The sequence below is a fragment of the Paenibacillus cremeus genome (assembly GCF_007786445.1).
GTDB classification, from domain to species: Bacteria; Bacillota; Bacilli; order Paenibacillales; family NBRC-103111; genus Paenibacillus_G; species Paenibacillus_G cremeus.
This window is the reverse complement of the sequence record NZ_VNJI01000087.1, coordinates 1-12,675: the sequence shown is the minus strand read 5'-3', so window position 1 is coordinate 12,675 and position 12,675 is coordinate 1. Positions and strand designations below refer to the sequence as shown.

Genomic DNA, 12,675 nt, shown 5'->3' with positions numbered 1-12,675 from the left:
TACCCTGATGGATGGCAAGACGAACACGCCAGGCGTTTCTATGGTCTCCGTGAATGTAGTTAACAATGATCAGCATGTTACTGCTCAGAAGAACTTCAAGCTGGGTCAAACACCGTTCCTGTCCAAGCTTGAGCTGGGTGACGTACAATACTCGAACACTGCAAAAGCATTGACTGGTAAAGGCGACACAGCGAAATTTGATTTGAATCTTTATGATCAATACGGAAATAATATTGCTTATAACTCGAAAGACTTCGATGCTAGCCAAGTGAACTTTGTATGGAATAACTACATTGATTCGAAGAACGTGAAGACTGAAATCGAAGACAACGGCAATAACATTCCTGAACTGAAAGTTACGATGATTGACGATATGGACAAACCGGGCGATTACAGCTTTACGGTATCCGATCAGGCTGCAATGGCAACGGGTAAAGTAACGGTTCAATCCACAAAGGTTGCTAACAAGATTCAATTGGGCGATTACAATAACATCATTGCTTCTGGCGACCAAGACGTATATATCCCAGTTGTAGCTTTCGACGCACAAGGCAACGCGCTTAGCGTAGATGACCTGACAAGCGACACGAACCGTTCCAGAATCACTCTTAGCGTGAATGGCGCTAGCTACGATGCTCAAATCTTGAACTCGGGCGCTCACAGAGGTTCGATCCACTTGACGAACATTACTGCACCTTCCAAGAGCATGATTTCGGTAACTGCGACGATTGCTACGCCGAATGCGAACAGCACAGATAGCAAAACGTATACTGTATCTGATGTACGCGTTCCAGATAGCATTAAAGAAGTAGCAGCTCCGGCTAAAGCTTATATGGCAAACAGCTACAGCAGCTTCCAATATGCAGTTTATGACCAATACGGGCAACAAATGGATAGCAACATTGCATCCAACGGAAGCGGCAATATCGGTACCAACGTAAACTATGATGTGGCTGTGACAATGACCGGCGATAACTTCAAGATTACTAGAAACGATAGCGCTGAAAATCCTTATGCAACGTCTGGAGATCCAAATGCAGTTCTTAACAACCCGGTTTACACAGGTGCTAATGAGTGGGATGCACATTCCTTCAAACAATTTAATCAAGGCTTGAGAGTATGGGCAAATGATTCCGTTGCTGGCAAGGAAGGCAAATTGCACATTGCGATTCGCAAGTCCGTCAATGGCGGTACACCTGTAGAAATCACATCCCTTGACAAAACGTTAACAGGAACAACAACAACTGAAGATCTGACTTACTCGCTGAACAAAGTTGGAGACTTGTTCAACGTGATCGATAGCGATCTGAATCTTTCGGCTCCGGCTGATATCAAAGACAGCATCATTTCTCCTACAAGCAGCGACTTTGCTCGCCGCGTGAATTTCACAGTTAAAAATGCAAGTGGCGATGTTGTAGCGATTCCGGCTGACTTCGTGAAGTCGTTCACATCTTCCAACCCGCTTGTAGCTAAAATGGGCGCAACAGGCAGCGGCAAAGTATATGTCATCGGTAACAAAGCAGGTACAGCAACGATTTCCGCAAGCTACACGGATCAAAAAGGCAATGCGAAAGTAGCTACTACAACCGTGACTGTGAAGTCCGATATGCCAGCAGTTACCAAAGTTGAAGCTCTTAACAAGAAGGTACAAGTCACTGTCACTGCAGACAAAAACACTTATAACTTGTCCAACGACTTTGATTACAAGGCTGCTCCATCGCTCGCTTATGGTTTGATGAACCTGAATGTTACAGATCAGTATGGTATCAGCATCAGCGGCAGCGACGTAAACAGCTACAACTTCTACCTTGGTCTTGTGTTTACTGCACAGCACGTAACATTGAAGGGTGCTGCTACGGGAACCGACAACGACAAAGTTACGATTAATACTGATGGTACGGTAGTAATCGGCACTAACGTAGCAAGCTTTGACCTGACAGCTACAGCTATGAATGGTCAGCAAGCACAAACTGAAATTCACGTTCAATAAGTAAATTCAACAGAGGTGAGTGGTCCATAGCGGCCACTCGCCTTTTTTTCTTTCTCTCTCCTTAAACCGACTGCAGCAGTATTAGGCACAATCCTAACATCCACTTCTGATCTCTTCTGTTTCCTCTGTGGGCTATTTGACGCTTACGATTGTGGAGCTGATGTAGTAGTACTTAAACGAAGAGTCGAAATCAGCGAAGGATGCTTGTTTTCTATCTTTGGTATGTGAGCTAAGGAGCAGAGTTACCCCGTCGTTGGCTACGACGAACATAGCGTGAGAGTGGGTGGTTGCAATGATAAATCCGCCTGCAGATACACCCATTTTTGTGGTCTTATAGAAATAGCCCTTGGAATGGACCATGTAATCTGTGAGTCCACCAGAAATGTTTAAACCCGTGTTAACCCAAGCTGTATACCCAGGCCTCCAGGTAAAATCCTGTGGGATGCCTCCAGCATAAATCGCTTGCGAAACATAGTTGGCGCAATCGTTTTCATACCGTGCATAATTCGGATTCCAGTATCTATGGTCATAGTAGGGTCTTGATACCACTTCAGATGTATATGAATTGGCATAAGCACTCGCAGCAAGACGATTATATGTGACGCTTTGAGCTTGAACTGCAGCCGCTTGCTGTTTCTCTTTGCCCTTCCTGATAACTTTAATACCTTCCTCCACATCCGAATAGCCCATTTGAATCATGGCTGATTCGCTAGCGGGGATAAAGGCTGTAGCTGGTACCCAATCCACGAGGCCATTCAAAAATTCGAATTTGGCGTTGTTCAAATCCAGTTTTCCATCAACAACGCTAGCTGTAATTCTAAATTTGTCATTTTGATCCTGAGCCGCACCGATGTATCCGACCAGATCTTTCTTACGAAGGTTGACGTAGTCCTTTGCATCAGCTGCATTTACATCATGCACGGCTTCGAGGTCATCTGATTTGCTTTTCAGGCCCTTCGCATAAGGAATTTCATCGATGGATTTGGCTTTAAGCGTTTTGTTCATCGACACGGCAATTTCTGCTGTGATCACATTATTGTTGACCGAAAGATCAGAGATCGATAAGGAAATGGCATTGATTTTGTAGAATGAATCGTACGCATTACAAACAAAATTTTCAACTTTATCTTCAATAGCGGCTTGGTAAGAATCATAGGCAAACGTGGAAGATGCCGTCTCAGCAAATGAGGGTATGGAGCTAAACGTCAATATTACTAATGTAGCAAGAAGAGCCTTAAGCATTTTCATTGTTACAAGTCCTCCAAAAAATTCTTTGGGGTGATCTTAAAATGCTTACAGTTTCTGGGGCATCTATATTTTCTGTGTTACGGATTCTCAATTTGAGTTTGGTAGTGCTGGATATTCCTAATCACAATCCTAGAAAATAGTTTCCCACCACCAGTTGGATGTATTCCAAAAAATTTTCTCGCCGCATCCAAGTTAAAATAAGGGATCATCCCCATAGAAGGATGATCCCTTTCAATTTAAGCAGCTTTGACTAGCTTCTTATTCTGACCCCTTCTCTTTACCACCCTTTTCCTTGGTCCCTTCAGGAGCTGGTTGAGGTGTTCCACCTTTTTCCTCGCCACCTGGGGCTGGGGCTGGGGCCGGTGCTGGGGCTGGGGCTGGGGCTGGAGTTTGAGCTCCGCCTGGACCTGTGCCAGGTCCTTGGATATTGCCTTTTTCTTTGCCACCACCAGGACCTTCGTTACCGCCCTTCTCTTTGCGTTCGCCAAAGCCTCTGCCTTTCTCTCGGCGTTCGCCAAAGCCTTCGCCTTTCTCCTTGCGTTCGCCAAAGCCTCCGCCTTTCTCTGGGCCCGGCCCCTGCGCAGCTGCCGCCATGCTCGTATTCGGCATGCAAGCTAACAAGGAAAATCCTAATGCCAGCACACCAATTTGCTTTGCTATAAACCGTACGGATTTCATTTTCTTCCCATTCGACTCATTGTTCTTATTCCAATCTTGCACTTACGGACACCATCCTTGAATTAAAGTAATTACCGCGTTTTTACTATGCCCCATTTCATTTTTTTTTTATGATGTTTTTTTCAGTGCTAAGTCGTGAATAAAATCTCACACGATTTAATGCAAAATTAAAGGGCATGAGCCCAGTACAACACCGGATCCACGCCCAATAGGCAGCCTAAAAATATTTTCTCTAATTTTTGTGGTCAAAACTTCAGAATTAAGTTTTTTGCTATTCTAGTTCATTCCACGAGGGGAGGATCGCCCTCCCCTCCTTTTTACGGAAGAAGATTAGCCAAATAGGCTAGATCAATAATATTAATGACGCCATCACTGTTAAAATCCATATACTTTTTGTCATTCCAGCCATCTTGACTCGAGCTAAGTCCATAAGCCGCAGCAAGCATGCCAAGGTCGCCTACATCGACTTTTTGATTGCCATTCAAATCGCCTGGTATGGCTTTAATTACGCTCGATTTAAATGAATCCAGCGTCGCATTCAGTGTGGCTGCCGCTCCATCTACCTGCTGCTGCGTCGAGGTGTTGTTCGCCAAAACCGCCTTCGCCGAATCGATCGCAGCCTGCAATGCAGCCTTGGATCCAGCAGGGTATTTGCCAACGCCCGTCCCTTCTACTGCGGAGCTTTGATACGTTTCAGCATTTGTAATGGCGGCCTGCAATGCCGTCACATTGGCTCCACTTACCAGCTGAACATTTACAGACGCAGCTGCAGCCTGTGTAATATTTCCGCTGCTGTCCGCCAGCCCTACATTTTGAGCCGTGATCGCTGTCGTTGTGCTTTGCGAAAGGGCTTTGGCTTTCCAATTCAGCTGGATCAACAGCCCATCCGACGAAACCGCAGCCGTTTGGCCCAAGCTGGCCACGATCAGACGAACTTGGCCCGGTGTATCCTGCTTCACCTGAATCATGGATATTCCAGCCTTCAAAGACTCCGCAGAGACAAACTCTATTTTGTCACGGTCGAAAAGGATCGTAATATCTTGTGCAAAAATAGCGCTCGAGACGTTGATCAAGCCATACTTCATGTTAAAGGCTGTGCCTACGGCAACAGGCTGTACACTTGGCAGCGATATACTCAGCGTGTTGCTGACAGGTGCTGCAGGTGTTGCGCTTACTTGATTCGACGGCAAACTTTCGCCGCTCGCATTCACTGCTGATACAACATAGTAGTAAGCGGTGCCATTTGTTAAGCCTGAATCGACGTAAGATGTCCCAGGTACATTAGAAGCAACCGTTATATACGTACCGTTTTGGCTAGTGCTTCGCTTCACGGTATAAGAGGCTGCGTCTGTTGAGGCGGCCCAAGAAAGCGTCACCTTGGCATCGCCCGCGGAAGCAACGACGGAACCTGGTACGGATGGTGCTGGCGTTGATGCCGGCGGCGTCGGAGCGGTTGAATTGCCTCCTACAGAAACGAGCTGAGTGGTGTAATTTAATGTTTTATTCTTCAGTGCTGTATTCACGACATACGATGCGTCATCGACTGAGTTATCAAATTGCCAAGTAAAGTCGCCATGATTTAGACGTCCGGCTTTTGCCGTTACAACTTGTGGAATATTGTTTACGTCATCGATGTTAGCTGGATTTACTGCCGTTTCGATCAAGGTATCAAAGTTATTATAAGTCGATCCGCCTTGTAATGCTTTGTATGAGCTTGGAACCGCTTCATTTCTTGACGATGCTAGATAAGCGTCAAATGATGTTGTATTCGCCGGAGCTGTTCCTGCATCAGAATTAGCATAAATAAGGCTATTAGGATTATCAATTATATTATTGTAGGCTTTAATCATACCTCCGTTTTCGCCGGAGAATGTGCCGTTCGCAACACCATCTCGAATATCCGTGCCTTGTAAAGAAATCATCATTGGATCATGAGCATTTCTCCAATAATTGGATTCAACGAAGATGGAACTTCCCGTTGTAGCGCCAACCCCATATTTTGCGACGCCATCATAGTAGTTATTATAAACGTGAATAGTCCCTACTCTTACACGCGGATGACGAGAGTCTGAATGGTCAAACCAGTTATGATGGTAGGTTACAAAATATTCAGATGGCTCACTCAAACCGGACAGAGAGGATTTTCCGGAATCCCAGTAGTGATTGTACGAGATGGTGACATACGTCGAGGTGCCTTTAATGTCAGTTGAACCATCCCCTTTCACTTGGTCAGCATCACTTCCTGCATCCCCATAGAAAAGATCATTATTATGGACCCATATATTAACATTTTTTGTGTCCATTGAGAAAGCATCGTCAGGGAATCTCATCATGGCTATGTTTCTCAATTCCACATTGCCGGCATTTCTTACCAGGAAGCCCCATCCATACGCATAAGCATCTTCTCCTATGCCTTCAAGCGTCATATTCATTTCGGTATAAGCTGAATTACCTTTTACTTCAAGGTAACCAGTGGAGTTGAGCTGTCCACTTGTTCCACCCATATCCTCTTTTGTAACTTTTCCAATAAATCTGAAATCGAGCGGTGTTTTATCATAGCCTTTTTGCCTTAGGGCTAAAATTCCGCCTATACCCGTGCCTTTTGTTGTAGTACCTTTGCTGCTGGTTATTACATCAAGCGTTACTATTTGTGCAGTCGCCGACGTTACATATATAACTTGAGCGCCGCTCTTCAGTGTTCCGTCGTTATTGTAAGCACCTGAACCCGTTTTAAATGGTGATTGAGATGAAAAAGCAAATCCGGATCTATCATACTTTTCTACGGATAGGATGTCGGAAACAGCACTTGCTTTGGAACCATCTGGCAGTACGGTTTCCACTTTCATTACATAATCTCCGGCTGCAAGCCCTACAGCGTCAGCTCTCCAGTTTGCAGGATAACGGCGGATTAATTGAGTATCCAGTTGTACATATTGAGAGTCCGATGCATTTACAGGCTTAACATATACGTTATAGCCCTGAGCATTACTTACAGGCGCCCATTCCACATAGGCGGTTTCAAACCAGCCTCCACTTTTGGATAACGTAGGACTCGAAGCATCCACCGGTGTGGGTGCAGCGGAGACAACCGCTGAGTTGACACTTTCCCCGTCGAGGTTGACAGCTGTAACAACGTAGTAATAGGTCGTACCATTAGTCAAGCCGGTATTGGAGTAGCTCGTCGCTGTCACGCCTGCGGCCACCGTCGTAAAGTTCTGGCCGTTCATACTCCGTTTCACATTGTAGCTGGTTGCTCCACTTACCGCGCTCCAAGACACGTTTACCTTTGCATCGCCTGCAGCAGCCTTTACCCCTGTAGGCGGCAGCGGCGGCGGCGATTGCACCGGTGTGGCCTGTACCTCGGCTGCGTCTCCACTCGGGCCGACATCATTCACGGCGGAAACCGTAAAGAAATACGGTGTATTGTTCGTTAAACCTGTTACGGTGTACGAGTTGGTTGCAGCGCCTGCGACAGAGGTGTAAGGACCACCGCTAACCGTTGCATATTTAACCGTGTAGCTCTGGGCTCCGGCTGCCGCAGTCCAGTTCAATTTGACCTGGCTGTTTTGCGCGGCGGCAGTCAGCCCAGTAGGCTTGGCTGGCGGTTGCGGCTGCTGCGGCGTAGCCGCAGCTTGCGAGGAGTCTGCACTCTCCAAACCGTTACTGCTTGCGGACACCACATAATAATAGGTTGTGCCATTGTTTAGCCCATTGTCCACGTAAGAGCCTGTTGTAATACCGGACTGAACGATGGTGTATGGACCTCCGTTAGTAACCGAACGCTTAACGGCATAGCTCATCCCGCTTGTTGCTGTCCAGGACAAATTAACGATTGCATTACCCGCAACAGCCGTCAATCCTGTCGGTGCGGCTGGACGTGCTACTTTGGTGTACACCTTCAAATTATCATAGTACATGCTGGAGGTCTGAGTCGTGGTGGTAAAGCCCGTAAGTTTAGAAACCTCCGCAGCGGAACTGGCCGCAGCTTCTGAGAAGTCAAATTGCCCGGCCGTCAAGAAGCTGCCCGTCGAACCGGCTCGTGCATAGGCTTGCGCTTTTTTCGCAACCGTATCGACTTCAAGTCTGACTTGATACCATACGTCCTTTTGATAGCCTGCCACTACTTTTTTATTCGAGCCCGTGCTGTACAAGTATTGAGACAAGTTCGTCCCGCTATCGCTTAGCCTTAGCTCCAGCAGCGCAGCTCCAGACTGATTTTCTACACGCATCACCTTATAGCCATGGCTGTCCAACCCTATTTTTTCCACGCGCCAATCGAATTCAACGGTCACTAGGCCGGTAAGAGACGAAGGCAGGGTCCGAACAAATTTGCTGTCGCTGCTGCCCGTATCCACAACCTGCATCACTTTACCCGTCTTATCGTTGTTCACCGTCGGATTCGCTATGCTGCTCGCATCAATAACGGTAATATCATTAGCAGACGTTCCCGGATTAGGTGTGATCGCATAGCCGCTCGCTTCCAGATCCGTACGGCCTGTCATACCTTCATAGTCATCGTTAATACTATCGGTGGTTGTGTATTCATCGGCGGCTTGTACGGCCGGAACGAACACAGGAAGCCCCGAGAATAATAAATTGAAGAAAAGTGCCGATGTGACGATCATACTTAATAAGCGTTTCCCGTTCATTGAGTCCTCCTATATGCTTTAGTTGTTTGCCTGCGTGAGTTACCGACCATCATTGCTCATGCAATGCCCCCCTTCTGAACTTACATTTAGTTTATAAGCACGTAGGGATTAAAAAAATAATCTTTGCATTGAGAACACAGCGGTTCGCTTAAGATTATTACGTGTCAGAGCCAAGATCTAACGTAATGATTATCGTTGTTACAAGGTCGTGACTACACAAAAGCCCCACCCCGGTTCAACCGAGATGAGGCTTATCGTATCCGTTTTATTTAATAACCCCCGTACCCGACATTTTGACATTTACTCGTACGTCAAATTTCAAGCTCGGATAAATCCCCTGCCAGTTCTCCCAATCCTTCTCACCACTGTAGTGATGTGCTCTATAGATCAGCCCCAAACCCAAAGGATCGACTTTGTTTTTTTGCAACGTTTGTAATACGGCTAAAAATCGTTCACGTGCAGCGCTTCCCACCAGCTTTTCGTATTCGCTCCAATCGGCTTGAAACAACGGGGCGTTGGATTGTTCGGCAATACCTCTCATTTTGATTTTGATCTGTAATTTTTTCTCATCCTTAGCATCGAACATGAAATTGGATTTGAACTGTTCAATGGATAACGAAAAATCTACTTTCTTGGATCGGGCCGAAACATTGGATTTTGCAAATTTCCTTAACAATTGCTTGAATGCTCTTGTTTCTTCCGGCGTTAAAATCGCGCGCATTTTTTGCTTATCAAAAACCCCGACCTGGTTAATGTTGTACAAGTTATTTTCGGTTTTGATAATGGGCATGTAGGGGTCTAGCCCTTTTTCGGTCATTCTCCGATAAAAATCAAACAAATACTCCGTCACAATAAAGGGCGATTCCGTTGCAACCTCCTCGAAGCTTAAAAATAAGGCATTCGCCGGCAGAATTTCCGATTTGGGATTCACCTCAAGAATATCAGCTGCGCTGGGAGATCCCACAGCCACAAAGGCGATTTCCTGGATATCTCTTCGTCGGATAAAAAAGTCGATAGGTGCTCTCACGTCCTCTTTAGCTAGGGATTCACCGATGATTAGCATTTTGGCATGGCCAAAATCCAGCTCTTTATCGACCTTGGACTTGAGCATCCGAATCGCGTCCGGAATATTGTCGGCTTCTTGGGTAATCAGCTGCGATTTGGCTTGGCCGGGCTCAATTTTTGAAGATGGGATTCCCAGCTTTAACGTCACTTTATATGGGCTGTTTTCATGTTCCGTTTTATCCACCCCAAAGCCCAGTACAAAAAAACGTTTGTCTACATCCTTGAACCCCACTTTTATGCAGCCTGTCGTAGATACCAGCATTATAAAAATAAGGAGCAGCTTTTTCATATGGGCTTCCCTTTTCTAGAAAGGTAATAGATAAACATCACCAGAAGAACCTCGCTGTACAATCGAACATTTAGCCATTTGGTTCCGATCGTCAGAAAGTCCTTTTCACTAAAATAATGAATGAGCCCAATGGTAATCATGATCATCAAGCCGAGCAGAACGTACCCTATCAAGCCGCGCTTGGCGAAGAGGCTGTTCGCTAATTGATATCCCACATGCCAGCTAACGGTAGTAAAAATCAGTGATAGGTTTAAATACAACAGTAAAAATAAATACATCACGCGTTCCACGAATCCAAACTCCGATCGCATCGAATCCGCAGTAGAAATCCAGGAGTAAACGTAGTTATCGATCCCGATCGTTCCATGAAAGCCAATGGGGATAAAAAAGGACGTCATCAGAACCCCGAAGCCCAGGATAGGAACCGCCCAGAATTGCTTTAGAGTAAATTGTCCGCCCAATTCTTTGTTGAACACGACCAGGTTTAAATAGCCGCTAAAAATATACGTCGCCGCAGACATGACATCCGTATTGGGCACCGTAAACACATAATCGCTAGCTACGTTCCAAATGGCATACCAGCTCAAGTACTCGTTACTAACGGCCTTCACCAAAATAATAACGATTAGAGGAACGCTGATCATTAAGATTACTTCAAGCAGATACAGTACCGTTCTTGTTGGCTTTAATGCACAATAACACACGGCCGCCATAAAAAATAATAACAACAGCTCCTGAGGCATATCCGGCATAATATAGCGCTTAATAACAAGGGTATAGGTTACGATTACAATGCTTCCGGCAGCAAACCACATACAGCTTAAATAGGCTAGGACAGGCACCATGACGTATTTAGGGACGAATTGCGATAATACTTCGGGAAGTCCCTTCTTTTTAAACCGGGAAAACGATTTTGTAAAAATATAACCCAACAGAGGCCCGATAATCAGGCTTAACAGCATGCCCAATAGGGCACCCTTCTCCTTGCGCGCAAGTAATATGTTCGGTACAAAAATAATCGTGTTCATCAGCATACACATGGCGATGGGATAATAAAAATATCGATTCATTCAACGATTCCCTTCGGTGGAGTCGAATTTAAGCTGGTTGACGCTTCGTCAATGAATAACTTTAAGTACGGCTGACCAAAGCTCTGCAGGTTGGCAAGGTAGCAGATAAGACAGAACAACCCGACAATGACCCCTACCAGCCCGAATAAGCTGGAGAGAACGATTAGTGGATACCTTAAGGCTCTAATGGAGAAGCTCATGGCGTTGATAGGGACGACAAAGTTTGAGATCGTAACGGCTGCGGTAATAATAATCATGATGCTGCTGACTAATCCCGCTTGTTGGGCGGCTTGACCGAGGATCAGCCCACCGACCGTTGTGGCTGTCCCGCCAATAAATTTCGGCAATCGAATGCTGGCCTCCGTCAGCGCCTCAATCATAAAGAGCATAAAGATCACTTCCAGATAAGAGGGGTACGGCACAGCAGCACGGCTCCCTGCAATGGAGAGCGTAAGCTGAACGCGGAAAAATTCCGGATTGAACGAAATCACGGATATGTATATGGCCGGAAGCGTAATGGCAATAAATAAAGCGATATAGCGTAATAAGATGAGCCCTTTGGACACCCAATACTGTAAATACAAATCATCCATGGCTGACATGTAATCGTAAAATACTGCAGGCAAAATCAAGGCAAATGGTGTGCCATCAAGGATGACAATAATTTTTCCGTGCGATAAATTTAAGGCGACCCTGTCAGGTCTTTCGGTAATCATCATCGTGGGAAAGAGACTTCTCTTTTTGTTATTAATGAGCTTCTCCAGCTGTCCGGTCGCTTGGACCATCCCTACTTTAATTTTGGACAGCTTTCGTTTTAATTCGGCTAGTACCATGGGGTTAACTAAATGTAAGTCATACAAGATCATGGCCTTGGTCCTGGATACTTTCCCTAATTCGAATTCTTCTAATCGAAAGCCCTCGGACGGGTACCGATGACGAATTAAGTTCACATTGGTTTTAATCTCTTCGCTCAAAGCAATCTGGGAGCCTAGGATCGTCGTTTCCATGGTCGTATCGCCAGGCTTGTCGTTAAGTACTTGGTTTGCGTCAAAAAAGTAATAGTCGGCAACGGAACAAACGATTAGCGCTTTACCTCTAATTAAGTATGAGTAGAGTTCATTTGTTGAAGTGACTTCGTTACTTACACAAAGGGACTGGATGTATTCTACTTGCTCGTGAATGGAGTAGAGAGGGGTTATTAGAAGCTTTTCAATTTTGGCTTGATCACAGATCGTGTTGATGTAGTAAAGCTTAAAGGTCTGGATAGGCGTATTGATTTCTAAAGCGTTCAGCTCGTTATGTATAGGCAAGTCTGCAATCCATTTTTCAATCGACATAAAGTATCACACCTCTCTGGACATTTTCCCCAGAAGGTACGATTTAGATGCATATAATGAAGAAACACAAACATCGCCCTTGATTCAAGGGCGTATTTGCGTTTCCATGTGAGAATTATACACGATTGTCAACATTTATAGCATGATAAATCGTATAGCACATAGTATACTCAATCTCGTGGCCAAGAAGAACGACGGCTGCAACAACAAAAAACTTAAACAACCTGGAGGCCATACAACATATGAAAAAACAAGTATCTTCCATTCTCTCTCTTGCATTGGCATTCTCGATGTTTTCGTCTGTAGCAATGGCTGCCACAGCTCCTAAATCCGCAGATGATTTCACTGA

Annotated in this window: 6 protein-coding genes and 1 pseudogene; 1 reads left to right on the top strand and 6 read right to left on the bottom strand. The window is 45.5% G+C overall.

The window, feature by feature from the left end; all coding sequences use genetic code 11:
- Window positions 1-1,990: pseudogene (locus tag FPZ49_RS36270) on the top strand (hypothetical protein); the annotation flags it as partial.
- Between the two features lie 132 nt (window positions 1,991-2,122).
- Here the strand turns inward: FPZ49_RS36270 and FPZ49_RS34070 are convergent.
- The 6 genes from FPZ49_RS34070 to FPZ49_RS34045 all read right to left on the bottom strand — a co-directional run bounded on the left by FPZ49_RS34070 (window position 2,123) and on the right by FPZ49_RS34045 (window position 12,326).
- Window positions 2,123-3,238, bottom strand: a complete 1,116-nt coding sequence (locus tag FPZ49_RS34070) for an amidase domain-containing protein (protein ID WP_144855054.1) — start codon at window positions 3,236-3,238, stop codon at window positions 2,123-2,125.
- Between the two features lie 258 nt (window positions 3,239-3,496).
- Window positions 3,497-3,958, bottom strand: coding sequence for a hypothetical protein (locus FPZ49_RS37200; RefSeq protein ID WP_144855052.1), 462 nt, complete (start codon window positions 3,956-3,958; stop codon window positions 3,497-3,499).
- Between the two features lie 275 nt (window positions 3,959-4,233).
- A complete protein-coding gene (locus FPZ49_RS37360) occupies window positions 4,234-8,565 on the bottom strand; it encodes a fibronectin type III domain-containing protein (RefSeq protein WP_144855050.1) in 4,332 nt (1,443 codons plus the stop codon).
- Between the two features lie 265 nt (window positions 8,566-8,830).
- A complete protein-coding gene (locus FPZ49_RS34055; protein WP_144855048.1) occupies window positions 8,831-9,919 on the bottom strand; it encodes a Ger(x)C family spore germination protein in 1,089 nt (362 codons plus the stop codon).
- Window positions 9,916-10,989: a GerAB/ArcD/ProY family transporter gene (locus FPZ49_RS34050; RefSeq protein ID WP_144855046.1), complete on the bottom strand. Its 1,074-nt coding sequence runs from the start codon at window positions 10,987-10,989 to the stop codon at window positions 9,916-9,918. The genes FPZ49_RS34055 and FPZ49_RS34050 overlap by 4 nt, the downstream gene beginning before the upstream one ends.
- Window positions 10,986-12,326 (bottom strand): spore germination protein, encoded by a 1,341-nt coding sequence (locus tag FPZ49_RS34045; protein WP_144855044.1) that lies wholly within the window; start codon window positions 12,324-12,326, stop codon window positions 10,986-10,988. Before FPZ49_RS34045 ends, FPZ49_RS34050 begins: the two co-directional genes overlap by 4 nt.
- Window positions 12,327-12,675 lie beyond the last annotated feature (349 nt).

Excerpts from the sequence above, each read along its gene's own strand:
- FPZ49_RS34070 (WP_144855054.1), bottom strand. The coding sequence starts at position 3,238 with ATGAAAATGCTTAAGGCTCTTCTTGCTACATTAGTAATATTGACGTTT.
- FPZ49_RS37360 (WP_144855050.1), bottom strand. The coding sequence starts at position 8,565 with ATGAACGGGAAACGCTTATTAAGTATGATCGTCACATCGGCACTTTTC.
- FPZ49_RS34055 (WP_144855048.1), bottom strand. The coding sequence starts at position 9,919 with ATGAAAAAGCTGCTCCTTATTTTTATAATGCTGGTATCTACGACAGGC.
- FPZ49_RS34050 (WP_144855046.1), bottom strand. The coding sequence starts at position 10,989 with ATGAATCGATATTTTTATTATCCCATCGCCATGTGTATGCTGATGAAC.
- FPZ49_RS34045 (WP_144855044.1), bottom strand. The coding sequence starts at position 12,326 with ATGTCGATTGAAAAATGGATTGCAGACTTGCCTATACATAACGAGCTG.